At 70.3% G+C, this 24978-nt stretch carries 24 protein-coding genes, 1 tRNA gene and 1 riboswitch; of the genes, 17 read left to right on the top strand and 8 right to left on the bottom strand.

Annotated features, from left to right (window positions below; all coding sequences use genetic code 11):
- The first annotated feature begins 61 nt into the window (after positions 1-61).
- The gene (locus OG734_RS06125; RefSeq protein ID WP_330286433.1) at positions 62-676 is read left to right on the top strand and encodes a helix-turn-helix domain-containing protein; all 615 of its coding nucleotides are present in this window, start codon (positions 62-64) and stop codon (positions 674-676) included.
- Positions 673-795, top strand: coding sequence for a DUF6126 family protein (locus OG734_RS06120; RefSeq protein WP_330286432.1), 123 nt, complete (start codon positions 673-675; stop codon positions 793-795). Before OG734_RS06125 ends, OG734_RS06120 begins: the two co-directional genes overlap by 4 nt.
- Before the next feature lie 25 nt (positions 796-820).
- On the opposite strand, the gene OG734_RS06115 is transcribed toward OG734_RS06120, so the two are convergent.
- Positions 821-1618 (bottom strand): tyrosine-protein phosphatase, encoded by a 798-nt coding sequence (locus OG734_RS06115; RefSeq protein ID WP_330286431.1) that lies wholly within the window; start codon positions 1616-1618, stop codon positions 821-823.
- A 170-nt stretch (positions 1619-1788) separates the two neighbouring features.
- Here OG734_RS06115 and OG734_RS06110 point away from each other — a divergent pair, with 170 nt between their 5' ends.
- The 4 genes from OG734_RS06110 to OG734_RS06095 all read left to right on the top strand — a co-directional run bounded on the left by OG734_RS06110 (position 1789) and on the right by OG734_RS06095 (position 7099).
- Complete coding sequence (locus OG734_RS06110) at positions 1789-3882, top strand: alpha-galactosidase (RefSeq protein WP_330293580.1); 2094 nt, start codon at positions 1789-1791, stop codon at positions 3880-3882.
- Positions 3883-4176: 294 nt separating this feature from the next.
- Positions 4177-4345: riboswitch (cyclic di-AMP (ydaO/yuaA leader) on the top strand.
- 3 nt (positions 4346-4348) lie between these two features.
- Complete coding sequence (locus OG734_RS06105; RefSeq protein WP_330286430.1) at positions 4349-5329, top strand: M23 family metallopeptidase; 981 nt, start codon at positions 4349-4351, stop codon at positions 5327-5329.
- Between the two features lie 142 nt (positions 5330-5471).
- Positions 5472-6191 (top strand): DUF6250 domain-containing protein, encoded by a 720-nt coding sequence (locus OG734_RS06100; RefSeq protein WP_330286429.1) that lies wholly within the window; start codon positions 5472-5474, stop codon positions 6189-6191.
- A gap of 122 nt (positions 6192-6313) precedes the next feature.
- Positions 6314-7099 (top strand): SGNH/GDSL hydrolase family protein, encoded by a 786-nt coding sequence (locus OG734_RS06095; RefSeq protein ID WP_330293579.1) that lies wholly within the window; start codon positions 6314-6316, stop codon positions 7097-7099.
- Positions 7100-7271: 172 nt separating this feature from the next.
- On the opposite strand, the gene OG734_RS06090 is transcribed toward OG734_RS06095, so the two are convergent.
- A complete protein-coding gene (locus tag OG734_RS06090; protein WP_330286428.1) occupies positions 7272-7886 on the bottom strand; it encodes a TetR/AcrR family transcriptional regulator in 615 nt (204 codons plus the stop codon).
- Between the two features lie 71 nt (positions 7887-7957).
- Complete coding sequence (locus OG734_RS06085; protein ID WP_330286427.1) at positions 7958-9148, bottom strand: glutamate dehydrogenase; 1191 nt, start codon at positions 9146-9148, stop codon at positions 7958-7960.
- A 239-nt stretch (positions 9149-9387) separates the two neighbouring features.
- Here OG734_RS06085 and OG734_RS06080 point away from each other — a divergent pair, with 239 nt between their 5' ends.
- The 6 genes from OG734_RS06080 (at position 9388) to OG734_RS06055 (ending at position 15250) form a co-directional block, all read left to right on the top strand.
- The gene (locus OG734_RS06080) at positions 9388-10662 is read left to right on the top strand and encodes an MBL fold metallo-hydrolase (RefSeq protein ID WP_330286426.1); all 1275 of its coding nucleotides are present in this window, start codon (positions 9388-9390) and stop codon (positions 10660-10662) included.
- Between the two features lie 372 nt (positions 10663-11034).
- The gene (locus tag OG734_RS06075) at positions 11035-13179 is read left to right on the top strand and encodes an ATP-binding protein (protein ID WP_330286425.1); all 2145 of its coding nucleotides are present in this window, start codon (positions 11035-11037) and stop codon (positions 13177-13179) included.
- A 92-nt stretch (positions 13180-13271) separates the two neighbouring features.
- Positions 13272-13706 (top strand): roadblock/LC7 domain-containing protein, encoded by a 435-nt coding sequence (locus OG734_RS06070; protein ID WP_189145958.1) that lies wholly within the window; start codon positions 13272-13274, stop codon positions 13704-13706.
- Between the two features lie 2 nt (positions 13707-13708).
- On the top strand, positions 13709-14080 hold the full coding sequence (locus tag OG734_RS06065; RefSeq protein ID WP_330293578.1) for a DUF742 domain-containing protein: 372 nt from the start codon (positions 13709-13711) through the stop codon (positions 14078-14080).
- Positions 14058-14666, top strand: coding sequence for a GTP-binding protein (locus OG734_RS06060; RefSeq protein ID WP_319201443.1), 609 nt, complete (start codon positions 14058-14060; stop codon positions 14664-14666). Before OG734_RS06065 ends, OG734_RS06060 begins: the two co-directional genes overlap by 23 nt.
- Positions 14663-15250, top strand: coding sequence for a GAF domain-containing protein (locus tag OG734_RS06055; RefSeq protein WP_330286424.1), 588 nt, complete (start codon positions 14663-14665; stop codon positions 15248-15250). The genes OG734_RS06060 and OG734_RS06055 overlap by 4 nt, the downstream gene beginning before the upstream one ends.
- A 45-nt stretch (positions 15251-15295) precedes the next feature.
- On the opposite strand, the gene OG734_RS06050 is transcribed toward OG734_RS06055, so the two are convergent.
- The gene (locus OG734_RS06050) at positions 15296-17182 is read right to left on the bottom strand and encodes a DUF2264 domain-containing protein (protein ID WP_330286423.1); all 1887 of its coding nucleotides are present in this window, start codon (positions 17180-17182) and stop codon (positions 15296-15298) included.
- 394 nt (positions 17183-17576) lie between these two features.
- On the opposite strand from OG734_RS06050, the gene tdh reads away from it, so the two are divergent.
- The 4 genes from tdh to OG734_RS06030 all read left to right on the top strand — a co-directional run bounded on the left by tdh (position 17577) and on the right by OG734_RS06030 (position 21224).
- On the top strand, positions 17577-18605 hold the full coding sequence (gene tdh / locus OG734_RS06045) for an L-threonine 3-dehydrogenase (protein WP_330286422.1): 1029 nt from the start codon (positions 17577-17579) through the stop codon (positions 18603-18605).
- Between the two features lie 28 nt (positions 18606-18633).
- Complete coding sequence (locus tag OG734_RS06040) at positions 18634-19833, top strand: glycine C-acetyltransferase (RefSeq protein ID WP_330286421.1); 1200 nt, start codon at positions 18634-18636, stop codon at positions 19831-19833.
- A gap of 35 nt (positions 19834-19868) precedes the next feature.
- Positions 19869-20771 carry a LysR family transcriptional regulator gene (locus tag OG734_RS06035; protein WP_330286420.1) on the top strand — a complete coding sequence of 301 codons (903 nt, stop codon included), beginning with the start codon at positions 19869-19871 and terminating at the stop codon, positions 20769-20771.
- Positions 20772-20864: 93 nt separating this feature from the next.
- Positions 20865-21224 (top strand): MmcQ/YjbR family DNA-binding protein, encoded by a 360-nt coding sequence (locus tag OG734_RS06030; RefSeq protein ID WP_330286419.1) that lies wholly within the window; start codon positions 20865-20867, stop codon positions 21222-21224.
- A gap of 15 nt (positions 21225-21239) precedes the next feature.
- Here the strand turns inward: OG734_RS06030 and OG734_RS06025 are convergent, their stop codons facing one another.
- Together OG734_RS06025 and OG734_RS06020 are read right to left on the bottom strand one after the other, a co-directional pair.
- Positions 21240-22136 (bottom strand): transketolase family protein, encoded by an 897-nt coding sequence (locus tag OG734_RS06025; RefSeq protein ID WP_330286418.1) that lies wholly within the window; start codon positions 22134-22136, stop codon positions 21240-21242.
- Between the two features lie 70 nt (positions 22137-22206).
- Positions 22207-22941, bottom strand: a complete 735-nt coding sequence (locus OG734_RS06020) for a transketolase (protein WP_330286417.1) — start codon at positions 22939-22941, stop codon at positions 22207-22209.
- Between the two features lie 136 nt (positions 22942-23077).
- Here OG734_RS06020 and OG734_RS06015 point away from each other — a divergent pair.
- Positions 23078-23151 (top strand) — tRNA-Pro (locus OG734_RS06015).
- Positions 23152-23251: 100 nt separating this feature from the next.
- Here the strand turns inward: OG734_RS06015 and OG734_RS06010 are convergent.
- Positions 23252-24469 carry a tyrosine-type recombinase/integrase gene (locus OG734_RS06010; RefSeq protein WP_330286416.1) on the bottom strand — a complete coding sequence of 406 codons (1218 nt, stop codon included), beginning with the start codon at positions 24467-24469 and terminating at the stop codon, positions 23252-23254.
- Positions 24469-24621 carry a hypothetical protein gene (locus OG734_RS06005; RefSeq protein ID WP_330286415.1) on the bottom strand — a complete coding sequence of 51 codons (153 nt, stop codon included), beginning with the start codon at positions 24619-24621 and terminating at the stop codon, positions 24469-24471. Before OG734_RS06005 ends, OG734_RS06010 begins: the two co-directional genes overlap by 1 nt.
- Positions 24622-24978 lie beyond the last annotated feature (357 nt).

Genomic DNA, 24978 nt, shown 5'->3' with positions numbered 1-24978 from the left:
CCCTTTTGCCTCCGAGGCAAGGGATTTGCCTTGGAGGTAAGGGTGCGGCTGAATGGAGGGCATGAGCCTTCCCGAAGAAGGCAGGCCGGTCGAGGACCTGCCCGCCGTCGCACCGCAGCTCCGGGCGCTGCGCCGCCAGGCCTCCCTCACCCTGGAGGCCGCGGCCCGGGCCGCCGGGCTGTCGCCCGCCCACCTGTCCCGGCTGGAGACCGGGCAGCGCCAGCCTTCCCTGCCGATGTTGCTCGGGCTCGCCCGTATTTACGGTACGACGGTCTCCGAACTGCTCGGTGAGACCGTCGCCGACCGGGACGCGATCGTACGCGCCGCCGACATGGAGCCGACGGCTGCGGGCGGCTGGTCCTACTGGCAGGCCGGTGCGTCCGGACGCGGGATGCAGTCCCTGCGCGTCCATGTGCCGCACGGGGCGCAGGGCGACATCGTGCGCGTCCACCCCGGCGAGGAGTGGCTGTACGTCCTCAAGGGGCGGCTGCGGCTGCGCCTCGGGGACACCGCACACGTCCTCGCACCCGGCGACAGCGCGCACTTCGACTCGCTGACCCCGCACCGCCTCGCCGCCGACGGCCGCGACGGCACCGACCTGCTCTTCGTCCACACCCTGCTGCAGAGCCCCACCGCCGGCCTCTGCCTCGGCCCGACCACTGGAGTGACGCCATGACCAACATGGAGGACAAGTTCCCACGGGCCCTGTGGGTCCGGCTGATCATCTACATCGCGGTCGGGCACCTCTTCGCCGCGTTCATCTACCTGCTGTTCGAGGTGGGCGCGAAGCAGTAGCGGTCACGGACGAGCGGGTTCGGCCTCAGTCGAGGAAGCGCTCCCGCAGTCGCTCCCGCATCTCGGGGGTGACGCTCAGCCCCTGCTCCAGATAGCTGTCGACGCTGCCCCAGGTCTCCTCGACCGTCTCCATGGCCGCCGTCAGATATTCGGGGCGGGTGCCGAAGAGCGGGTTGAGCAGCTCCAGGACCTCGGGGCTGTACGCCTGGGCCGCGGTGCCGTTGCGGCGAACCTTGTAGCGGCGGTGCTGCGCGTTCGACTCCATGTAGTCGGCCACGATGGCGTCCCGCTCCACCCCGACGGCGAGCAGCGTCACCGCGATGGACAGGCCCGCGCGGTCCTTGCCGGCCGCGCAGTGCATCAGGGCCGGGACACTGTCCTCGGCCAGCGCGTGGAGCATCCGGGAGTGCTCGGCCGTACGGTCCCTGACGATCTCGCGGTAGGAGTTGATCATCCGCTGCTCGCCCTTGCCGTCGGCCAGGAGACTGCGCAGTTCGTCGAGATCGCCGTCCCGGACCATCTTCCAGAACTCCGCCCCGTGCGCCGGGTCGGACAGCGGGATGTTCAGGTTGCGCACGCCCGGCAGCTCGACGTCCGGCCCCTCCAGCTTGATGTCCGCCGAGTTGCGGAAGTCGAAGATCGTGTGCAGCCCCAGGGAGCCGAGAAACGCCGCGTCCTCGTCGGTCGCGTGGGCGAGATGCCCACTGCGGAACAACCGGCCGGGCGCCACACGCCGGCCGTCAACGGTCGGCAGTCCGCCCACGTCACGGAAGTTGCGTACGCCGCCCAGCTCGGGCTCGGTCGACGGGACCTGCTGCGTCACGAGGGCTCCCCTCCCACACCGCCCCGTGGACGCTGCTCGTCGACGGGCGCGCTTCGACGATACGACATGGGTGAACAGGCCAATGAGTTTTCCACAGGCGTTGCCGTCGGGCGCCGTGGCGCTGATGATGTTGATGCTTGAGCGTGCCTGTTCGGATCTGTGGGGACATGATGCTGGAAATTGCCGGAACCGGTCGTACGTGGCTTCTCTCGGGGCCCACGAGCAGTTACGCCGTCCATCTCACCGAGGACGACGAACTGCTGCATCTGCACTGGGGCCCGCGGATCGCCCTCGCCGACGCGGAGGCGCTCGCCGTCCGGCCCTTGCCGGACTACTGGCCCTTCGAGTCTCCGCTCGACGGTCGCGAGGAGTACCCGGTCGAGGGCGGCCCCCGCTTCGTACGGCCCGCGCTGTCCGTGCGGACCGACGAGCGCCGGGGCACCGAGTGGCGCTTCGAGGCGTACGAGAGCGAGCGCGGCGACGAGGGGGACGAACTGCGGCTGCGGTTCCGTGACGCCGGGCTGGCGATCACGCTCCACTACCGGATGCGCCACGACGTGGTCGAGCGCTGGGCGACCCTCACCCATGACGCGTCCGACCCGACCGGCCCGCTGGAGCTGCTCCGCGCGGACTCCGCCACCTGGACGCTCCCCGAGCGCGACGGCTGGCGTCTCTCCCAACTGCACGGACGCTGGGCCGCCGAGTCCCAGCTCGTGAGGACGGACCTCACCTACGGTGAGAAGGTCATCGGCAGCCGGCGAGGTCACACCGGGCACCAGCACCTGCCCTGGATGGCGCTCGACACCGACGCGACCGAGGAGCACGGCGAGGTGTACGCGTGCGCGCTCGGGTGGTCGGGGTCGTGGCGGATCGCCGTCGCCCAGTTGCCGGACGCGCGCGTGCAGATCACCGGCGGCGCCGGATACGACGACTCGGGCCTGCTGTGCCTGGCGGCGGGCGAGTCCTTCACCACGCCCGTCTTCGCGGGACTGTGGACCGACTTGGGGCACGGCGGGGCGAGCCGGGCGTGGCACGCGTACCAGCGCGCGTTCGTCGTGCCGGACGCGGACCGGGATCGGCCCGTGCTCTACAACTCCTGGGAGGCCACGGAGTTCGACATCTCCGAGGAGCAGCAGGGGACGCTGGCCCGGCGGGCCGCCGCGATCGGCGTCGAGCTGTTCGTCGTGGACGACGGCTGGTTCGGGGCCCGCACCAGCGACCGGGCCGGCCTCGGCGACTGGACGCCCAACCCGGACCGCTTCCCGGCGGGCGTCAAACCGCTCGCTGACTACGTGCACGCCCTGGGGATGCAGTTCGGCATCTGGGTCGAGCCCGAGATGGTCAACCCGGACAGTGACCTCTACCGCGCGCACCCCGACTGGGTGCAGTTCCAGTCGGGACGAAAGCGGACGGAATTCCGCAATCAGCTCGTACTGAACCTCGCCCGCGAGGATGTCCGGCAGTACCTCTGGGAGCAGCTCGACGGGCTGCTCTCCAGTGCTCCCATCGACTACGTGAAGTGGGACTTCAACCGCTGCTTCACCGACGCCGGCTGGCCCGGTGAGGACTACCCGCAGCGTCTGTGGGTCGACCATGTGCACGGGCTGTACACCCTGCTGGACCGCCTGCGGGCGGCGCACCCCGATGTCGCCTTCGAGTCCTGCTCGGGCGGCGGCGGCCGGATCGACCTCGGTGTCCTCGCCCGTACGGACCAGGTGTGGACCTCCGACAACACCGACCCGCTGGACCGACTCGCTATCCAGGAGGGCTTCAGTCAGATCCATCCGGCGCGGGTCATGGCGGCGTGGGTCACGGACAGCCCGAACACCCAGCTCAACGGCCGGGTCAGCTCGTTGCGGTTCCGTTTCGTGAGCGCGATGGCCGGGGTGCTCGGCGTCGGCGGGGACCTCACCCGGTGGGCGGAGGAGGAGCTGACCGAGGCCGGGGAGTGGGTGGAGCTCTACAAGGAGATCCGGCCCGTCGTGCAGCGCGGCGACCTCTACCGGCTGCGGCGCCCGGCCGGTGGACTGAGCGCGGTGCAGTACGTGCTGGCGGGCGAGAGCGTCGTCCTCGCCTGGCTCCAGGCGCAGCACCACGGCGAGCCGGTTCCGGCGCTGCGGCTGCGCGGACTCGACCCTGCAGCTGAGTACGAATGCCGCGAAACGGGCGAAGTTCATCGAGGTGCCGTGTTGTTGCACAGCGGCTTGCGAACCGGACTGAAGGGTGACCTCGATGCGGCAGTTTTCCGACTTCGTCGCATCTGATGCTTCTGCTCCTTATGGGGTATTTGTTCCAACTCGCTTGGGAATAAGGGTTGCTGTGAATCGGGCTAGTGAGCAGCGTCATATTCGTGACCGTGTGTCGCCGTCATGTTCACGTAATTTCGGCGTGTTTTAAGGGAGTTCGCGGGACGGAAAGATCCAGAATTCACGGACGGTGACCGGGAATTCTGGGGAGGATCACAGGAAACCCGTACACAGGGAACCCGAGGCTTGTTTCCGTGCGTCTTGGTCGCTTACGTTCGCCCCCAATCCGGACGGACGCCCAATCCTGCCGCCGCCCGGATCCCGCCTCGAACACCCGAGAACGGCAGGAGCGGGGGACCCACAGGTAGAACGCCTGCTCCGGTCTCCGGAACAGGCTTGGGGTTAAGTCACGTTCAGGCGTGGCCGGACATCTCCAGTCCGCACCCGACAGCTCACCTCGCAGGCGCCGGAGAAGGAATTCGCCATGCCCGCGAAGGGTAAGCACCGCCGTCCGAAGTCCCAGCGATTCACCCGCTCGATAGCCGTCGCCGGAACCGGTGGAGCGGCTCTCGCTCTGCCGTTGCTGGGAGCCACCGGTGCCCACGCGGCCACGGCGGAGTCCACGGTTCAGTCCGTGTCGTCGCTTTCGGAAATGGCCAAGTCCGTAACGGCCAAGTCGGTAACGGCCGAAGCCGTTTCCGCGAAGACGGAAAGGGCCGCGAGGAAGGCGGGCGTCAGGACCTATTCGGTCCAGGCAGGCGACTACCTCTCGAAGATCGCGCAGGAGCAGAGCGTCAGCGGCGGCTGGAAGAAGCTCTACTCGGACAACCACACCGCCATCGGCGCCGACCCGAGCCTGATCCACCCCGGTCTGAAGCTGACGATCGGCAAGAAGGCCGCGTCGACCGCGTCCACCTCCTCGCCTTCCTCGTCCTCTTCGTCCTCTTCGTCCTCTTCGAATTCCACGCAGACGGCGACATCGTCCCAGCCGGTCACCGAGAGCGCGACGGCCCAGACCTCGACAACGACCGAGGCCGCCGACACCGGCAGTTCCGGCGGCTTCACCCTCCCGGTGGCCGGCGCCACGATCGGCACCGGGTACCACGTGGCGGGCAGCATGTGGTCCAGCGGCTACCACACGGGCGTCGACTTCGTCGTCCCGACCGGCACCTCCCTCAAGGCTGTCGGCGCCGGCACGGTCGTTTCCGCGGGTTGGGGCGGTGCGTACGGCAACCAGGTCGTCATCCAGCTCGCCGACGGCTACTACGCCCAGTACGGCCACCTCTCCCAGCTCTCCGTCTCGGCCGGCCAGACCGTGACCGAGGGTCAGCAGATCGGCCTCTCCGGTGCCACCGGCAACGTGACCGGACCGCACCTGCACTTCGAGATCCGCACCACCCCGGACTACGGCTCCGACGTGGACCCGGTCGCGTACCTCCGCTCGAAGGGCGTCGCCGTCGGCTGAGGCGCACGCTCAGCCAGGACATCCGCCGAAGGCCGGACCCCGATTCCCGGGTCCGGCCTTCGGCGCGTTCACGTGTGCGTGTGCGGGTGTGATAGTGAACTCCCTAACTGTGCAAGCGCTTTCTCCCTCAAGGAGCCGCCTCGTGACGACCACTCGCAGAACCTTCGGAGTCCTGGCGGCGGGCGCGGCGCTCACCGCGCTCGCCCCGGCCACGAGCGCCGGTGCCGCCACGTGCGGACGCCTCATCGCTCGCGACGACTTCCGGCACGGGCTCGGCCAGTGGGCCCTCGAACTCCAGGACGGCGGCAACGTCACGGCGGCCCGAGGCGTCCTGGAGGTCGATGTACCGAGCGGCGCGACCATCTGGTTCAAGCGCAGGCTGCAGGGCCCGTATGTCATCGAGTACACGGCGACACCGGTCTCGGCGGGCGGGGTGAACGACCGGGTCTCCGACCTGAACAACTTCTGGAACGCCGTCGACGTACGCTCCCCGGACGACCTCTTCGCCACCCGGCGCAGCGGCGCCCTCGCGGAGTACGACTACCTCAGGACGTACTACGTCGGCTACGGCGCCAACACCAACACCACGACCCGGCTGCGCCGTTACGTCGGCGAGGCCGGTGTGCGCCCCTTGATCTACGACTACGCGGAACCGCTGCTCGTCCCGAACGAGCCGTATCGGGTGCGGATCGTCTCGGCCGGTTCGACGGTCCGCTGGTGGAACAACGGGCGGCTCGTCTTCGACTACAGCGACCCGGACCCGTACACGGCTGGGCACTTCGCCTTCCGTACGACGTGGAGCCACTTCCGGATCACCGACTTCAGCGTCCGTGAGCTGCGTCTTCCTGTTATTCCGGGTTGACCAATACTTGACGAGTGGCTTATCTCACCGCGAGTCAACCCCTTCCTACGGTCGCGTAGCTCACATCGGAAGGTGAATCATGCTCTGTTGTGGCAGACGATTCGAAGAATGACAGCAGAGCGGTGATCGGGTCGTACGTGGCGGTGGGGGACAGCTTCACCGAAGGCGTCGGCGACCCCGGCCCCGACGGGGCGTTCGTCGGCTGGGCCGACCGGTTCGCGGTACTGCTCGCGGACCGGCGACCCGAGGGCGACTTCGACTACACGAACCTCGCGGTACGCGGGAGGCTGCTCGACCAGATCGTGGCCGAGCAGCTTCCACGCGCCAGGGAGCAGGCGCCGGACCTGGTCTCCTTCTGCGCGGGCGGCAATGACATAATCCGGCCCGGCAGCGACCCGGACGAGGTCGCCGAACGCTTCGAACGAGCGGTGATCGGCCTTACCTCGGCGGTCGGCACGGTGATGGTGACGACCGGGTTCGACACCCGCAACGTCCCCGTCCTGAAGCACATGCGCGGCAAGATCGCCACGTACAACGGACATCTGCGGGCCATCGCCGACCGGTACGGCTGCCCCGTCCTCGACCTGTGGTCTCTGAAGACCATCCAGGACCGCCGGGCCTGGGACGGCGACCGGCTGCACCTCTCCGCGGAGGGCCACACGCGCGTGGCGCTGCGCGCGGGCCAGGTCCTCGGCCTGGAAATCCCGGCCGACCCGGACCAGCCCTGGCCCGTGTTGCCGCCCCGAGGCGCCTTGGAGATCCGCCGCGACGACGTCCACTGGGCCCGCGAATACCTGGTCCCGTGGATCGGGCGGCGGCTGAGGGGAGAGTCGTCGGGGGACGAGGTGACGGCAAAAGGGCATCTGTCGCCGGACGAGATCAAGAGCCGGATCGAGTGGGTTGCGTGAAGTGACCGGTGTAGGGCTCGGGGTGTGGGTGGCGGATGCGGGGGTGCAGTGTTCGGCGGTTTTCCATGCCGGTCCAGGCCATCTCAGCCCGTCCGGCGTTTGAGGTCGAGGCCGTTCAGGCCGAAGCGGGGGTCTGGGGGCGGCAACCCCCAGGTCCGGCGCCCGCACCGACTCACCTGCCTGATGTCAACGCCGCCTGCTCAAGCCCCAGTTCGCCGGCCAGCGCAGCGTCGACCCACTGCTCGGCCCGTGTCCGCGACACCCCGTCGTACGCCGTCAGCTGGACGGCCAGCCCATCCAGCAGCGCCGTGAGCCGCAGGGCCGTGCCCGGGGGGTCTGGGCACTCGAACTCGCCCGCGGCCACCCCCTCCGCGATGACCTCGGTGATCGCCGCCTTCCAGCGCCGGTCCAGGTCGCCGGCGACCTCCCGCAGCGCCGGGTCGCGCAGGGACACCGCCCACCCCTCGATCCACAGCCGCCAGCCCTTGGCCTGACCGGTAGGCGCATACCAGCGCACGGCGGACCGAAGCCTGCGAAGTGCCGGGGATCGGCGCCCGAGAAGCTTGCCCAGGTGGGTGAGATCGGCCTCCGCCGCGTACCGGAACGCGGCGGCGACCAGCTTCTCCTTGGTCGAGAAGTGGTACAGCACCAGCGCGTTGCTCACCCCGAGGACGGCGGCCACGTCGGCGATCCTGACCGCTGCCACGCCCCGCGCCTCGATCTGCTCGATGGCGGCCCGCAACAAGTCCTCGCGCCGCTCGGCCACGCTCAACCGCACCCTTGCCACCCGGCCACACTAATCCGTCGCCGGACACGATGTCGGGGCAGCCCCGTCAATCTGGCCGCTACCGGACACCGTCACCGGTACCACCCGAACCGCTCCGCGATCACCGGCAGCCGGTCCCCGACGATCGCGTGCGCCGCCGCCCGCGGCGTCGTCCCGTCGGCCTCCGCGCGCGAGAGAACCTGGTCGATCAGGGCGCGCATCGAGCGCCGGGTGTACGCGAAAGCCTCTTCCGCGTCGGCGCCGATGTCCCCGAACAGCGTCCACCACCACCAGGCGTTCGTCCCGGAGTTGACGACCACGTCCGGCAGTACGACGATGCCGCGCTCGGCGAGCAGCTCCTCGGCCTCCGGCAGTACAGGCATGTTGGCGGCCTCGACGATCCAACGCGCGGTGATCACCTGCTGGTTCCCGGGGTCGACGGTGTACGAGACCGCCGCCGGCACCAGTACCTCCGCCTTCGCGGACAGCCAGGCCTCGCCCGGCAGTTCGCGGTCGTCGGGGCGCAGCACCGCGCGGTCCACGGTGCCGTACGTGTCCCGGGCCGCGAGCAGCGCCTCGACGTCGAGGCCCGCCGGGTTGGCGATCGTGCCCTTGATGTCGGCGACGGCCACCACCGTGAGTCCCGCGCGCGTGAGGAAGCGTGCAGTGGCCCCGCCCATCGTGCCGAGCCCCTGTACGGCGACCCGGGTCCCCGCGTACGGCACCTGGGCCCGGTCGAGTGCCACGAGCACGGATTCCGCGACCCCGCAGCCGCCGACCAGCTCGTCGAGCCCGATGCCGTCCACCTCGACCGTGAAAGCGTCCGCGAGCCGCTCCCGGGCCGCGAGCTCGTCGTCCAGCAGCGGATAGACGGCCTGGATCGACGACACGAGCCCGGCCTCGGTCGCAGCCCGGTCGACGAGGTCCTGGGTGAGGCCCAGGTCCTCGCCCGTGGTCCAGACGCTCTCGACGTACGGCCGCATCGCGCGCAGGTAGCGCACCAGCACGCCGTACGCCGCCGGGTCCCGGGGGTCGCAGTCGACGCCGCCCTTGGCGCCGCCCAGGGGGATGTAGCGGCCCTCGGGGTTGTAGTGCAGGGCCTCTTTCATGGTCATGCCCCGAGCCAGTCCGGCGACCTCGTCCAGGGTGCAGCCCTCGCGCATCCGCAGCCCGCCGCTGGACACGCCCCGCACCAGCCTGTCCACGACGAGGAAGCCCTGGCGGCCGGTGAGGTGGTCGGTCCAGGTGAGGGAGAGCAGTGGAGTGCCGTGGGGGGTTGCCATGCGGGCAATATACTGACTCACGGTTCAGTTACGTGCGGCCGCGATCCGGCCGCCCCGCGCTCGCCCGCCGTATGTACCGCACGTGCTCATATCATGGCTTTCCGTCGCATTTGGGCGCCGTTTCGCCCTGCGGAACTTTGGTCTTTCCTTGGAAAACCCCGGCCGACACCCACACGGCACCGGAGTGTCGAAGGGGGCGACCATAATGGAATGTCTGACCGACTTTTCCTGGAGGTACCGTGACCGGATTCCCCTCTCCGAACTCCAGGCTGCGCGCACTGCGGCCCGAGGCCTTCGGTGCGGACGCGAGTGGGGAGCGCCTGGCGCGGATCCGCAGATCGCCGCACTTCGCGGACGGTGTCTTCCAGAATCCACCGGGTACCCCCCGGCCCGACGGCGCCATGCTCGAGTTCGCCAAGTCTTCCCTGCGCAAGGAGGACCGGGTCCGCCGCGCCCCGGCCGGCACGGTGCCGGTGCACGCCACGACGCTCGCCGACCTCGCCAAGCCCCCGGTCAGCGGTCTCCGGCTGACCTGGATGGGCCACTCCAGCGTGCTCACCGAGATCGACGGACAGCGCGTGCTCTTCGACCCGGTCTGGGGCGAGCGCTGTTCGCCGTTCGCCTTCGCCGGTCCCAAGCGGCTGCATCCGGTGCCCCTGCCGCTGGCTGCGCTCGGCCCGGTCGACGTCGTCGTCATCTCGCACGACCACTACGACCACCTCGACATGCCCACGATCAAGGCGCTGGCCGGCACGGACACGTTGTTCGCCGTGCCGCTCGGGGTCGGCGCCCACCTGGAGCGCTGGGGCGTCTCGGCCGACCGCCTGCGCGAGCTGGACTGGCACGAGGCGACGAAGGTCGGCGGCCTCACCCTGACCGCCACCCCGGCCCGCCACTTCTGTGGCCGCGGCCTGCGCAACACCCAGCACACCCTGTGGGCCTCCTGGGTCGTCGCCGGTGAGGAGCACCGTGTTTACCACAGCGGCGACACCGGGTACTTCGAGGGCTTCCGGGACATCGGCGCCGACCACGGCCCGTTCGACGCCACGATGATCCAGATCGGGGCCTACAGCGAGTTCTGGCCCGACATCCACATGACCCCGGAGGAAGGCATGCGTGCCCACCTCGACCTCCAGGGCGGCGCGGCCGACGGTCTGATGCTGCCGATCCACTGGGGCACCTTCAATCTGGCGGCGCACGCCTGGTCGGATCCCGGCGAGGGCACGATCGAGGCTGCCCGCAAGGCGGGCGCGCGGATCGGGCTGCCGCACCCGGGTGAGCCTTTCGAACCCACCGCCGAGACCGTTCCCTCGGAGCCCTGGTGGCGGGGGGTGGCCGTGCTCCCTGAGGGTGGGTGGCCGACGGTCGGCGCCGACGGGGCTGCTGCTGCCTCTCGTACGGCAGATGTCACTCGTACGGCTGATGTGGACGATGCGCTGGCCGACACGGCCGGTGACATTCAGGGGGGTACTGCCGACGGCAGCGGAGAGCCGAAGACGGTTTCCGCGGGCTGACGGCGACGGGCGAAAACGGACGACGAACGGACAACCGTACGAACGGCGAGGGCCGGGGAGCAGCTGACTCCCCGGCCCTCGCCGTCTGTTCGTGAACGGTTCCGACCAGCTCTGATCGATTCGATGGAGCAGGGGAACGTACGTCCGAAGGGCTTATCGGTCTGCCGTGCGAGGTCTCATAGCAGAGCGGGACGCTGTGTGGGGGAGTTTGTCAACTGCCCACCGCACCTGATGCGTTGCCGACTACTGTGAGTTGCCGCCGGACGACACAGGGCCGTTTTCTTCGGCTCCCGACCGGCACCGCGATGGCGCACGCCCGAGTCGCGCAGACGCGCGATCCCCAGGTCCCGACGCACCAGTACGAGGACGAAGATGTCTCACCTCCGAGCACCGGCACCCCGCGCAGACCGCCGTGAGGGCGGGCGGCACGGTCGGCCGGTCGCCCGTACCGTCCCCTCACTGCCCGAGACCCACATACGGCCCCAGCTCATGCGGCTCGCCGTGCTGCCGCCGCTCGCGGTCGCCCTCAGCGCCTGCGCCGCCGTCCTGTTCCTTGTCCGCTCCGGCGGGGTGCGGCCCACCCTCACCCTGTTCGCCGTGCTCGCCGGGGCGGTCGGCGTCGCCCTCGGTGGCATCGTGATCGCGCTGGTGGCCGCCGACCGCACCGCCAGATCCGTGGGCGAGCGCCTCGGCGCCCTGCGCCAGACCAGCGCCCGCAGCGAAGCGGACCTGCGCGCCCTCGTCGAGGCGCTGCGACACGGCGACGCACTGCCGGCCCGCAGGCCGCGCGGTGAACCGGCTGCCGACGCCGACGACTTCGAGCTCCTCGGCGCCGACCTCGCCCGCGCCCACGACGGTGCCGTCACCGCGGTCGTCCAGGCGTCGCAGCTCTCCAGCCAGGCGGGCAGCGAACAGAAGGTCGAGGTCTTCGTCAACCTCGCCCGGCGCCTTCAGTCGCTCGTGCACCGCGAGATCTCCATCCTCGACGAGCTGGAACACGAGATCGAGGACCCCGACCTGCTCAAGGGCCTCTTCCACGTCGACCACCTCGCCACCCGCATCCGCCGGCACGCCGAGAACCTCGCCGTCCTCGGCGGCGCCGTCTCCCGCCGCCAGTGGAGCAACCCGGTCTCCATGACGGAGGTGCTCCGCTCGGCCATCGCGGAGGTCGAGCAGTACTCGCGGGTCAAGCTCGTGCCCCCGATCGACGGCACCCTGCGCGGACACGCGGTCGCCGACGTCATCCACCTGCTCGCCGAACTCGTCGAGAACGCCACGTTGTTCTCCGCCCCGCACACCCAGGTACTGCTGCGTGCCAACCTCGTGACCTCGGGACTCGCCGTCGAGGTCGAGGACCGCGGCCTCGGCATGCCCGTCGGTGAACAGCACAAGATGAACGCGCTGCTCACCGACCCCGACCAGGTCAATGTCGCCAGCCTGCTCCAGGACGGCCGCATCGGACTCTTCGTGGTCTCCCAGCTCGCCCGTCGGCACGGCATCCACGTCCGCCTCCAGACCAACATCTACGGCGGCGTGCAGGCCGTACTAGTCGTGCCGCAGGGGCTGCTGGGCATGGACACGGGACCGGGCGCCCCCGGGGTCGTACCGCAGCCGCGGCCCCATACGCCGGCTCAGCCCCAGGCCCAGGCCCGGATTCAGGAGACCGGGGGCATGCGAAGGGTGGCCGAGCCGCCCCGGCAGCGTCCGTCGGCCGCCGGTCACGAGGGACGGCCCTCGATGCCCGGCACCCAGCCCGGCGGCTCGACGAGACGGCGGCCGGAAGCGCCCCCGCCCGCCGCACCGGTACCGAACGGCCGGGGCCCGGCACCGCTGCCCGTACGCGGCGCGCGCCCGGAGCGCCCCAACCCCGCCGAGGCGATGCCCGGCATCCGCTCCGACGACCGGCGGACCGTCGCGGACAACGCGTCCGTGCCGCCCGCCCCCCGCAGCAGCGCCGTGCGCGGCACCATGGGCAAGCCCCAGCTGCCCCGCCGCCGCGCCCAGGAACACATCGCGCCCCAACTGCGCGGCGGCCCGGCGGCTCCCCGCCCGGAGAGCGAACACGTCGAGCACGACCCCGGCCTCATGGCCGCCTTCCAGCGCGGCATCGGACTCGCCGAGGCGCGCCAACTGGAGGCGGACTACACGGACCCGGCCCTGGCGGCGATGGAAAGGGAGTACGAGGCGCAGTACGGGGAGCGGGCGCGCACCGAGGTGCCCGCCGGACAACCGGCGCCCTCGGAACCCACATACGCGGAACCCACCTACACGGCCGCGTCGGAGGCCGTGCCGCTGGAGCCGGTGTCCGTGGAGCGGGTCTCCACGCGGCCGACCGGACCCGGCCCGTCCCCGTCGGCCCCGGACGCGGGCCGCACCGATGCCGCCGCATCCCCCCTGGAGTCCATGGACGTACCGCCCTCGGACGCGTCCCCGATATCCGAGGCGCACCGACGGCGCGCGCCCGGACACGACCTGGACCTCACTGCCCGGCACGACGGGAGCGCACCGGCCGGATGACCCTCCCCCACAGCACCACCCCCCGCAGCACCAGCCCTGCCCCCACCCCCAGCGCTCCCGCAGACCTTCGTACCCCAAGGAGTCGATCCACCATGGCGAGCGATGTGCCGACCGGCCATGTATCCGATCTCGACTGGCTGATGAGCGGCCTCGTCCAGCGCGTACCGCACACCACGAGCGCGGTACTCCTGTCCTGCGACGGACTCGTCAAGTCCGTCCACGGACTCGACCCGGACAGCGCCGACCACATGGCCGCCCTGGCCTCCGGTCTCTACTCCCTCGGACGCAGCGCGGGCGTCCGGTTCGGGGACGGCGGTGAGGTCCGGCAGGTCGTCGTCGAACTCGACTCGACCCTGCTGTTCGTCACCACCGCGGGCTCCGGCACCTGTCTCGCCGTGCTGGCGGGCCGGGAGGCCGATGCCGCGGTGCTCGGTTACGAGATGGCGATGCTGGTCAAGAGCGTCCGCCCCTACCTGATGACCGCGCCCCGGCAGTCCGCCGTCGAACCGACGGCGATGAGGCCTTGAGCGTGACGGCGGCCGGCGACGGGCCCTGGCTCGACGACGCGGCCGGACGGCTCGTGCGCCCCTACACCGTCAGCAACGGACGGACCCGGCCGTCCACCGCCCTCGACCTCATGTCCCAGGTGATGACCACCGGAGCCACCCCTCTCGGCTACCTCGGCCCCGAACACGCACAGGCGCTCGACCTGTGCCGGGTGCCCGTCTCGGTCGCCGAGATGGCCGCCCAACTGAAGTTGCCGGCAGCGGTCACCAAGGTGTTGCTGTCCGACCTCGTCGACTGCGGGGCACTCACCACGAAACCGCCCGAGTTCTACCACAACCCCACTGACCGGTCTCTTCTGGAGGCAGTGCTCGATGGACTACGACGACAGCTCTGACCCCTTTCCCACCGCCTTGAAGATCCTGGTGGCGGGAGGGTTCGGAGTCGGCAAGACGACCCTGGTCGGCGCGGTGAGCGAGATCGCGCCGCTCAGCACGGAGGAACTGCTCACCACGGTGAGTGCCTCGACCGACAGTCTCGAAGGCATCGAGAACAAGGTCGAGACCACCGTGGCGATGGACTTCGGCCGCATCACCCTGGACCCGCAACACGTCCTCTATCTGTTCGGAACGCCCGGACAGGAGCGGTTCTGGTTCATGTGGGACGAACTCTCCGAGGGCGCGCTCGGCGCGGTGATCCTCGCCGACACCCGGCGATTGGAGGACTGTTTCGCGGCCGTCGACTTCTTCGAGCAGCGCGGCCTCGGTTTCATCGTCGCGATCAACGAGTTCGACGGCTCGTACCGCTACGACCCCGAGGAGGTGCGCGCCGCGATCGACCTCGACCCCGACATCCCGATCGTGCGCTGCGACGCCCGTATCTCCAGTTCGGGAGTGCAGACCCTGCTCACTCTCGTACGCCATCTGCTCGCCCACGCGCCCGCGCCCGCACCCAGCGCCCACAGTGAGGGAGCCCGCCCATGAGCTACGACCCGCCACGCCCGGCCGGTCGTCTGCTGCTGACCCCCGAGGACAACGAGGCGCCGGCCCGCACCCGACGGCTGCGCGGACTGGGCCTCGGGGAACGGGCCGAGCCTGTCCTCGACGCCTTCGCGGACCGCCTCGCGGAGCTGGTCGGCGCGCCGTACGCGATGGTCAACTTCATCGGCGAGGAGCGGCAGTTCTTCGCCGGGCTCCATGTCCCGGGTGCCGCCGACACTCCCGCACAGGGAGATGCCGGTGCCGACTCCGACGAGGTGAAACCCCGTGTGGGCCGCCGGCTGCCGCGCGATCACGGGTTCTGCCCGCATGTGGTGGTCCGGCGCAAGGCGCTCGTCCTGGAGGACGTCCGGGACTATCCGCGATTCGCGGGCAACCCGGTCGTCGACGAGTTCGGCATCCACTCGTACCTGGGCGCGCCGCTCATCGACACCGCGGGCATGGCGCTGGGCACGGTGTGCGTCGCCGACTTCGAGCCGCGCCCGTGGGGGAGGGAGGGGCTGGAGACCATCAAGGCCATGGCGTCGGAACTGGTCGGGCAGCTCGTGCCGGGGGAGGGCCTCCTCTGAGGGAGCCTTGTTCGGGGGGCTTGGTTCTGTGGGAGTACGTCTCCGTCACACGGAGACCGTCTCCCCGTCCGGGAACATGATCAGGGCGCGACCCTCCTCCGTCACCGCGCACGACACCGCCTCGCGCAGGGCCTGCGGATGCACGGCGTCCCGGGTCAGCGCGACCAGGGTCACGAACAGCCTGGTCGCCCCCGGGGATTCGGCCGCGCGTTGGAGGTAGGGCGTCGCAGAGTGCGGGCCGAAGGCGTTCGCGTCGACGGCGCGGGCCACGCCTGTCGCCTCGTCCCAGCCGTGCAGTGCGACGACCACGCTGGTCAGCCCGGAGCCGGTACGGGTCAGGGCCCAGCCGTCACCCCGCTCGGCCTCGGGCAGGGCGGTGTCGGCCACCGCGTAGCCGCCCTCGCGGACCGCCGCGTCGGCCGGTGTCTGGACACGGTGCACGCGGATCTCCCAGGAGCCGTGCAGCAAGCTCGTCGACTCGACCCGGAACTCCCCTTCGACACCGGGGAGTTCGGCTTCGTACCGGGAGGCGGCGACCCGTCCCGAGCAGTGCAGAGGAAGGATTCTGCGCCGGCGCGACGCCGTGCCGTCGGGGGCGAGGAGCGCCAGGTGGCCGTCCACGTTCCGCTCCCAGGCCACCGAACTCGTCTCCGGCGCGGTGGCCGTCGAGTAGCCGAACTTGGCGTAGTGCGGATCGTCCGTGGCGGGTCCCTCCATCGGGTTGTGGTCGCTGCCGTGGTTGACGAGCCGCACGATGCCGTCGTGCCGGGTGCCGTGCAGCAGCCAGCCCGGTCCCGGCAACGCCGTGTACTGGTCCGACTCCTCGATGGGCAGCGGGCGTTCGGGGGCGGTCCACACCGGGTGCTCCGGGGGCAGCAGCAGGCCCAGGAAGGCCATGCTCGACCAGTACGGCGAGCCGGGCCCCGAGGACGCCTGGGTCGCCGGCAGGAACGTTCCGTACCAGCCCAGCGGCAGCAGCCCGCGCTCGTCGGGCACCCCGCGCTCCACGAAGTGCGCCACCGCGCCCGAGGCCAGCCGCCGGGTCAGCCCCGGCGTCAGGGGAGTGCACTCCGCCAGCGCGCCCAGCCAGACGGGAGCGGTCGCGGCGAAACGGTACGTCAGGGAGCGGCCCTGGTGGACGGGGGCGCCGTCCGCCCCGAAGAAGTGCGGGTAGGAGGTGAGGAACTGGGCGAGCCGGCGCCGGTGGACCCGACCACGTCCGCCGTCCTCGCCGCCTGTCATCCGGCACCACAGCAGCGGGTAGAGGTGCAGCGCCCAGCCGACGTGGTAGTCGAACGTACGGCCGTCCCCGTCGCTGTACCAGCCGCCGCCGACATACCAGTCGTCGATCCGGTCCAGGCCGCCGTCGATGTCCTCCTGGCGGTGCGGCGCCCCGACGGAGGCCAGGAACTGCTCGGCGACGACCTGGCACAGCCGCCCGCTGTCGTCCCGGGTGCGGCGGCCCACGAAACCCCACAGCCAGTCGACGATCCGCTCCTGAACGTCCACGTCGAGCCGGTCCCAGATCCACGGCCGGGTCTCGTGCAGCCCGATGGCGATCGAGGCCGCCTCGTTCATCGGCTGGGAACAGTCGGTGAGCTCGGGCCAGGCCTCGCCGCTGTCACGGTTCGTGCCCGTTGTCAGACCCTGCGCGTAGCGTTCCACGAGACGGTGATCCACCTCGCCCGCGGCTCCCGCGATCCGGAAGGAGGCCAGCAGAAATGACCTTGCGAAGCCCTCGAGTCCGTCCGACACCACGCCCGCGGAGGAGTTCCGGCCAGGCAGCCGGTACTGCGCGAGACCCGGCGTCGCATGGGGGACCAGCGCCTCCAGCTGCCGGTCTGCGAGCGCCTCCCAGTGCGCCCGGGTCCAGCCGGTGAACAGAGACAGGACCCGGTCGTTGGGCGGAAGCGCCAAGTGCGGTGCGGGCATGACAGGTTCCTGACTCCTTGGACGGCCCCTGGCGGGGCGCGGGTGTCGGTTCAGTCGGGTCAGTCGGTTCACATGTCTGTTCGCGCGGCTTCTCAGAAGGGATACGGCTGATCGTTCCGGTCGGATCAACACGTGTGCGGCTGTTGTGGTTCTTCCGGCCAATGGGGATATGCCAGCCGACGTGCGGTCCCCCATAGGGAGGGCGTGAAGGAAAGCTGCGGCAGCGCTTAAGAAAACCTCGATGGACCGGGGAGTCGCCGTACGGCAGATTGCGTCTCGCGTTCTCAGGTTCGCGTTCTCGTCGGTCTTGCCGTCGACGTCACCATTCTCCCCGGCACGGGCTCGCTCCTTCGGCGTGCCCTCATCCGGGGTCTCACCAACAGGAGCCGCTGCGTTGAAGGCGCTGGTCAAGGAGAAGGCGGAGCCCGGGCTGTGGCTCGCGGACGTACCGGAACCGGCCGTCGGCCCCGGTGACGTACTGATCAAGGTGCTCAGAACCGGGATCTGCGGCACCGATCTGCACATCCGGGCCTGGGACGGCTGGGCGCGGCAGGCGATCCGTACGCCGCTCGTGGTCGGGCACGAGTTCGTCGGCGAGGTCGTCGGGATGGGACGCGATGTCTCCGACATCGGCGTCGGCGACCGGGTCAGCGGCGAGGGGCACCTGGTGTGCGGCCGGTGCCGCAACTGCCTCGCCGGGCGCCGCCATCTGTGCCGGGCCACGGTGGGGCTCGGCGTCGGGCGGGACGGGGCCTTCGCCGAGTACGTCGCGTTGCCCGCCGCCAACGTGTGGGTGCACCGCGTGCCCGTCGACCTCGACGTGGCGGCGATCTTCGACCCGTTCGGCAACGCCGTGCACACCGCCCTGTCCTTCCCGCTGGTGGGCGAGGACGTCCTGATCACGGGGGCCGGCCCGATCGGGCTGATGGCGGCGGCGGTGGCCCGGCACGCCGGGGCGCGGAACGTGGTCGTCACCGACGTCAGCGAGGAACGGCTCGAACTGGCGCGCAAGATCGGCGCGAGCCTGGCGCTGAACGTCTCCGGCGCGACCGTCGCCGACGGCCAGCGCACCCTCGGTCTGCGCGAGGGCTTCGACATCGGCCTGGAGATGTCAGGCCGCCCCGAGGCCCTGCGCGACATGATCGCCAACATGACGCACGGCGGACGGATCGCCATGCTCGGCCTGCCCTCGGAGGAGTTTCCGGTCGACTGGTCCCGGATCGTCACCTCCATGATCACGATCAAGGGGATCTACGGTCGTGAGATGTTCGAGACCTGGTACGCGATGTCGGTGCTGCTCGAGGGCGGCCTCGACCTCGCCCCGGTCATCACCGGCCGCTACGACCATCGCGACCACGAGGCCGCGTTCGCGGACGCGGCAAGCGGCCGGGGCGGCAAGGTCATCCTCGACTGGTCCACGTAACTCCCTTACATCTTCAGGAGCTTCTGTCATGTTCGACTCCGTGCGCGACGACCTGCGCGCCACCCTCGACGAGATCCGCGCCGCCGGTCTGCACAAGCCCGAGCGAGTCATCGGCAGTCCGCAGTCCGCGACCGTCTCCGTCACCGCGGGCGGGCGCCCCGGCGAGGTGCTCAACTTCTGCGCCAACAACTACCTCGGCCTCGCCGACCACCCCGAGGTCGTCGCCGCCGCCCACGAGGCGCTCGACCGCTGGGGCTACGGCATGGCCTCCGTACGGTTCATCTGCGGTACGCAGGAGGTGCACAAGGAGCTGGAGGCGCGGCTGTCGGCGTTCCTCGGCCAGGAGGACACGATCCTCTACTCCTCCTGCTTCGACGCCAACGGAGGCATCTTCGAAACCCTTCTCGACGCCGAGGACGCGGTGATCTCCGACGCCCTCAACCACGCCTCGATCATCGACGGCATCCGCCTGTCCAAGGCGCGCCGCTTCCGGTACGCCAACCGTGACATGGCCGATCTGGAACGGCAGTTGAAGGAGGCCGAGGAGGGCGGCGCGCGCCGGAAGCTGATCGTCACCGACGGCGTGTTCTCCATGGACGGCTACGTGGCCCCGCTGCGCGAGATCTGCGACCTCGCCGACCGCCACGACGCCATGGTCATGGTCGACGACTCGCACGCCGTCGGCTTCGTCGGTCCCGGTGGTCGGGGCACCCCCGAGCTGCACGGCGTCATGGACCGCGTGGACATCGTCACCGGCACGCTGGGCAAGGCACTGGGCGGTGCGTCCGGGGGTTACGTGGCCGCGCGCGCCGAGATCGTTGCTCTCCTGCGGCAGCGCTCACGGCCGTACCTGTTCTCGAACACGCTTGCCCCGGTGATCGCCGCCGCCTCGTTGAAGGTGCTCGACCTGCTGGAGTCGGCGGACGACCTGCGGATCCGGCTCGCCGAGAACACCGCCCTGTTCCGCCGCCGGATGACCCAGGAGGGCTTCGACATCCTCCCCGGCGACCACGCCATCGCGCCCGTGATGATCGGTGACGCCACGAAGGCCGGTCGGCTGGCAGAGCTGCTGCTGGAGCGCGGTGTGTACGTGATCGGCTTCTCGTACCCGGTCGTGCCGCAGGGGCAGGCCCGGATCCGTGTCCAGCTGTCGGCCGGGCACTCCGCCGAGGACGTGAACCGTGCTGTCGACGCCTTCGTCGCGGCCCGGGCGGAGCTGGAGGGCTGACCGTACCGTCCCGGACGTACTGGATAATCGATCGCATGATCGAAGCGCGGCGGCTCCACATCCTGCGTGCGGTGGCCGACCATCGCACGGTGACAGCGGCTGCCGCCGCGCTCTACCTCACCCCCTCCGCCGTCTCCCAGCAGCTCACGGCCCTGGAGCAGGAGACCGGCCACCGGCTCGTCGAGCGCGGCGCCAGGGGTGTACGACTGACCCCGGCCGGCGAGATCCTGCTGACGCACACCAACGTGGTCCTCGCCCAGCTGGAGCGGGCCGAGGCCGAGCTGGCCGCGTACGACTCGGGCGCCGCCGGCACGGTCACCGTCGCCGCCTTCGCGACCGGCATCGCGCTGGTCGTCGCCCCCGCCCTGGCCCGCCTCGCCGAGACCGCCCCCGGCATCCGTGTCCGCGTCCAGGACGCCGAGGGTGACGCCAGCCTGCCGATGGTGCTGGACCGGCAGGTCGACGTCGCCGTGGCCGTCGAGTACCGGGGAGCGCCGCCCGCCGACGACCCCCGTCTCACCCACGTCCCCCTCTACGCCGAACCCTTCGACGCGGTCGTCCCGGTCACCCACCGTCTCGCCGACGCCCACGAGGTGCCGCTCGCCGAACTGGCCAAGGACCCGTGGATCGGGCCGTACCCCGGCAATCCCTGCCACGAGGTGGTCGTCCTGGCCTGCGAGAACGCCGGTTTCCGGCCCCGCCTCGAACACTCCTCGGACGACTTCCGCGCGGTCGTGGCCCTCGCCTCGGCTGACGCCGGCGTGGCCCTCGTACCGCGTTCGGCGCTGCGCGGCATGGACCTGACGGGCGTGGTCGTGTGCCCGGTCGACGGGGTCGCACCCACCCGGAGGGTCTTCGCGGCCGTCCGCAGGGGAGCGGAGGAACACCCGCTGATCCGCCCGGTGTTGGATGCGCTCGGCACGGCCGCGCAGGCGTAGCCGTACCTCTCGGCGCAGGAGAGCGGGCGCTCTCGCCGGGGAATGCGCGGTGAGCGCGGGTGATTGTCAGTGGCATTGGCTACGGTGCGTTGCATGCCGGAAGCCGAAGACGTACGCCGTATCTCCCTCTCCCTGCCGGACACGACGGAGAAGATCGCCTGGAGCATGCCCACGTTCCGGGTTGCGGGGAAGATGTTTGCCACGCTGCCCGAGGAGGAGACCTCCATCGCCGTGCGCTGCCCGAAGGACGAGCGCGACGAACTGGTCCTGGCCGAACCGGAGAAGTTCTGGATCGCTGACCACGAGGCGGGCTTCGCCTGGGTGAGAGTGCGCCTGGCCGCGCTGGAGGACGAGGGCGAACTGCGCGACATCCTCGCCGACTCCTGGCGCCAGGCGGCCCCGCCCCGACTGATCGACGCCCACCCGGAGTTGGGGATGCCGGATGCCGGCTGAACCCGAACGGCGGGCTCAGGCCACGAACCCCTGGATCCGCTCCCGGAGCGTCCGTGCGTCGAGCCCGTGCGCGGCCACGTGCTCCTCGATGTCCCCGTAACGGCGGAGTTCGCGACGGCCCACGCCGAGGCCCAGGACACGGTGGGGCACATCGCTGAGCGCGTCGTTCACGACGGCTGTCGACGTGCCCGCGAGGTACGGCTCGACGAGGACGACGTCCGTGCCCGCGACGTCCGTGGCCCGGCGCAGCGTGGCCGTGTCGAAGGGCCGTACGGTCGTCGCGTACAGGACGGTGACGTCGAGCCCCTCCGTGGCGTCGAGCACCGCGTCGAGCATCGGCCCGACGCCGATCACGACACCGGAGCGGCCCTCACGAAGGGTGAGGAACCGTTGGCCGTCGACCGCGCGCCCCTCCCTGTTCGACTGCGCGGACAGCCGTACGTACACCTTGTCGTCACCCGCGGCGACCGCGTGCCGCAGCAATGTCTCGGCCTCGTCGGGGTGCCCCGGCACGTGTACGGTCCAGCCGTCCAGGGTGTCGAGAAGGGCCACGTCACCGGGTGCCATGTGCGTGTAGCCGCCCGCGGGCCAGTCGAAGGAGGCGACGGCGCTCACGAGTACCGCGCCGACGTCCTGGTGCCCGAGATCGAGCTTGACCTGCTCGAAGGGCCGCTCGACGAGAAAGCTCGCGAACGTGTGCACGACGGGGCGCATACCGGTGAGCGCCAGGCCCGCGCCCGCACCGATCAGCAGCTGCTCCCGGATGCCCACGTTGATCACCCGGTCGGGATGCCGGGCCCGCGTCCGAGCGAACTGGGCTGCGCCGATCTCGGCGAGTACGACGGCGACGCGCGGATCCTCGTCGAGCAGCCGGGTCAGGACAGGGGCGAAGCGGTCGCGCATGGTGTCCATGGGGTGTGGATCCCTTCAGGTCGGTGAGATCAGTAGGACGGGACGGGACGAGACAGTGGGGAGGGGCGGGTCAGTCGGACTTCGGTTCGACCCGCGCCACGACCGCGTGCGGGCGGCCGGGATGCGGCGTGGTGAACGCGGTGTACAGGGCCTCGTGGTCACGGCCGTCGACCGTTGCCGTGGACCAGCCCGCGGCCTCGAAGCGGGCGGCGATGCCACCGGGCCGGCCATGGCTGGCGGACGAGTTGTCGACGACGACTGTGTGCAGGCGTTCGAGGCCGGCGGGACCGGCGAAGGCGATCGCCTCGTGGTTGCTGCCCTCGTCCAGTTCGGCGTCGCCGATCAGCACCCACACCGCGGGCCCTCCGCGCCGCTGGGCGCGCAGCCCCAGCGCCGTACCGACCGCGATCGGCAGACCGTGCCCCAGCGAGCCGCTGCCGATCTCGGCCCCGGGCACCAGCACCCGGTCGGGGTGGTGACCGAGCGGCGAGTCGTACGAGCCGAAGCCCGGCAGCCAGGCCACGGGCAGGAAGCCCTTGGCAGCGAGTACCGCGTAGTACGCCATGGGCCCGTGCCCCTTGGACAGCAGGAACCGGTCGCGCTCGGGGTCCGCCATCCGGTCGGGGCCGACCCGCAGGACCCGGTCGTAGAGCACCCAGAGAACGTCCAGGGTGGAGGTCGCCGCCGGCCCGTGCTTCTCGTCGCCGGTCATCAGCCCCATGAGCCCGGTCAGCTCGGCGTATGCGTGTGTGTCGTGTGCGTCGGGTGTCTCGTACGGGTCGATGTGCGTGGCTGTGGTCGTCATGGAGACGATCGTGCGACCTCAACCAAACTTGAGGTCAAGGGCCGGGGGACGAATAAAGGAGTGCGCGACCATCGACCCGAGTGCGCTATTGTTTCCATGCGCGTTCGGCCAGGGGAAATCCCAGGTCAGGCGGCATCGGGACGTGGCGCAGCTTGGTAGCGCACTTGACTGGGGGTCAAGGGGTCGCAGGTTCAAATCCTGTCGTCCCGACTCTATGGAGTCGCAGGTGAGGGGCGGTTTCGGAGGAATCCGAAACCGCCCCTCGATCATTCTTGGGGACCAGATGGGGACCAGTGGTCCTTGACCGGTGTCAGCGGGTGAGGACAGTCGTTGCGGGAAGCGTGCGCGGGGCGCGCAGCACGCTGAGGTGTGCGGAGAGTGCCGCACCGGCAGCCGTGATCTTGTGGACGTCCGGGTGCAGGTAGCGCTGAGTGGTCGTCAGCGATCCGTGGCCGGCGATCCTGCGCAGTACGTGGAGGGGGACTCCGGCGTCCGCGAACCAGGTCAGTCCGGTGTGGCGGAGATCGTGGCGGCGCAGGTGCTCGTAGCCGAGGCGGGTGACGACCTCGTCCCAGTGGGTCGCGTCGCGCAGGACCGCGGTGGAGACGCGTCCTCCGCGTGGGCCGGTGAACAGACGTGCGTCAGGGGCGGGGCCGGCGGAGAGGATACGCTGGGCCATGAGCGGGCGGATCTCCTCGATGATGGGAACCTTCCGGGCGCGCTTGCCCTTGGTGCCCTTGTCGGTGAGTCCGCCGGGCGCGGGCGTGGTCTGCCGCCGTACCGTCCAGATCCACTGGCTGGTGTCAATATCTCCGACGCGGCACCCGGAGGCTTCCCCGATCCGGGCAGCGGTGCTCGCGGCGAACAGGACGACGTCGCCCCAGCCGCGGTAGTGGTTGTAGGAGGCGGCCACGAGTGCGTCGGCCAGCTGGACGAGCGTGTCCCAGTCGGGCAGGGCGAGGGCCCGGGGGTCGCGGAGTTCGTCCTCGGCCTGCTTGTAGAGCTTCTGCCAGCCGCTGATGCGGGCGGGGTTGACTTTGATGATGCCGTCGCGGACTGCCTGTTCCATGACGCGGACCAAGACGGCGATGGTGTTCTTGACCGTGGAGCGGCTGTGTTCGTCGACGATCCAGTTCTGCACGGTGCGGTCGACGATGCCGTTGGTGATCATCCGTACGGCGAGGTGGCCCAGGGCAGGGACCACGCGCATCCGCCAACCCGCGAGATAGGGGTCGAGGGTCTTCAACTCCAGCCCGCGCAGGGCGAGATCCATGTTCGCGTCGCCGTATTCGGCGAGTTTCATGGTGGCGAGCGATGGGGACAGTCCGGCCTGCGCGGCTTCGATGATGTCCTGGAGCCACTCCTGCGCCTCGTCCTCGTCCGCCTTTCCCTCCGACAGGGACAGGCGCCGCTTCGTAGCGGGATCGAACCAGCGGACCCGCGCTCGGTAGGGATGGGGGCGATCGGGCCGGTATTCGATGTCGGTGGAGAGTCGGACACCGACCGGAACAATGGCCTTCTCGGCCATCAGGCTTCTCGGCCCGGGACGGTCCGGCGGCTGTGCAGCCATTCCTCCACGTCGAGCGCGCTGTACAGGACGACGCGTTCCGAAACGGAGACGAACGGCGGGCCCTGCGGTGGTCGAGCGGTGCGCCAGCGCCGCAGAGTCGAGGTGTCCACGTGCAGACAGGCGGCGAGGTCGCTCGTCGAATACCAGGCGTTGGCCAGGAAAGACGAACGGTTGTCATCTTGGACGGAGACAGTGCATCTGGCTACGGAGGGTGGCGCGCCCTCCTGTTGCTTGCGCGGCTGACGGTTTGTGGAAGCTGCTATCGGTTCGGGGGGCAAGTGTGGTGGATCTCCGGGCGGTATGGAGCACCAAACGGGTACTGGAGAAGAACCTCCGGCGACGGACGACGCGCAAACGGAGAGCAGGGATTCCGCCTCTGCAGCGGTGGTGAGTTCTCGCCGATGGATCGATCCGCGGTGGTGCTCGGGCAGACGTTGGACAACAATCGTCTGCAGGAACACCGGTTT

Source organism: Streptomyces sp. NBC_00576 (assembly GCF_036345175.1).
In the GTDB taxonomy this organism is placed as follows: Bacteria; Actinomycetota; Actinomycetes; order Streptomycetales; family Streptomycetaceae; genus Streptomyces.
The sequence above is the reverse complement of the archived record's forward strand: the minus strand, read 5'-3'. Positions and strand labels throughout refer to the sequence as shown.

Excerpts from the sequence above, each read along its gene's own strand:
- OG734_RS06085 (WP_330286427.1), bottom strand. The coding sequence starts at position 9,148 with ATGGCAACCCCCCACGGCACTCCACTGCTCTCCCTCACCTGGACCGAC.
- OG734_RS06110 (WP_330293580.1), top strand. The coding sequence starts at position 1,789 with ATGCTGGAAATTGCCGGAACCGGTCGTACGTGGCTTCTCTCGGGGCCC.
- OG734_RS06030 (WP_330286419.1), top strand. The coding sequence starts at position 20,865 with ATGCCGGAAGCCGAAGACGTACGCCGTATCTCCCTCTCCCTGCCGGAC.
- OG734_RS06050 (WP_330286423.1), bottom strand. The coding sequence starts at position 17,182 with ATGCCCGCACCGCACTTGGCGCTTCCGCCCAACGACCGGGTCCTGTCT.
- OG734_RS06020 (WP_330286417.1), bottom strand. The coding sequence starts at position 22,941 with ATGACGACCACAGCCACGCACATCGACCCGTACGAGACACCCGACGCA.
- OG734_RS06010 (WP_330286416.1), bottom strand. The coding sequence starts at position 24,469 with ATGGCCGAGAAGGCCATTGTTCCGGTCGGTGTCCGACTCTCCACCGAC.
- OG734_RS06075 (WP_330286425.1), top strand. The coding sequence starts at position 11,035 with ATGTCTCACCTCCGAGCACCGGCACCCCGCGCAGACCGCCGTGAGGGC.
- OG734_RS06060 (WP_319201443.1), top strand. The coding sequence starts at position 14,058 with ATGGACTACGACGACAGCTCTGACCCCTTTCCCACCGCCTTGAAGATC.
- OG734_RS06125 (WP_330286433.1), top strand. The coding sequence starts at position 62 with ATGAGCCTTCCCGAAGAAGGCAGGCCGGTCGAGGACCTGCCCGCCGTC.
- OG734_RS06055 (WP_330286424.1), top strand. The coding sequence starts at position 14,663 with ATGAGCTACGACCCGCCACGCCCGGCCGGTCGTCTGCTGCTGACCCCC.
- OG734_RS06070 (WP_189145958.1), top strand. The coding sequence starts at position 13,272 with ATGGCGAGCGATGTGCCGACCGGCCATGTATCCGATCTCGACTGGCTG.
- OG734_RS06035 (WP_330286420.1), top strand. The coding sequence starts at position 19,869 with ATGATCGAAGCGCGGCGGCTCCACATCCTGCGTGCGGTGGCCGACCAT.
- OG734_RS06105 (WP_330286430.1), top strand. The coding sequence starts at position 4,349 with ATGCCCGCGAAGGGTAAGCACCGCCGTCCGAAGTCCCAGCGATTCACC.
- OG734_RS06120 (WP_330286432.1), top strand. The coding sequence starts at position 673 with ATGACCAACATGGAGGACAAGTTCCCACGGGCCCTGTGGGTCCGGCTG.
- OG734_RS06025 (WP_330286418.1), bottom strand. The coding sequence starts at position 22,136 with ATGGACACCATGCGCGACCGCTTCGCCCCTGTCCTGACCCGGCTGCTC.
- OG734_RS06040 (WP_330286421.1), top strand. The coding sequence starts at position 18,634 with ATGTTCGACTCCGTGCGCGACGACCTGCGCGCCACCCTCGACGAGATC.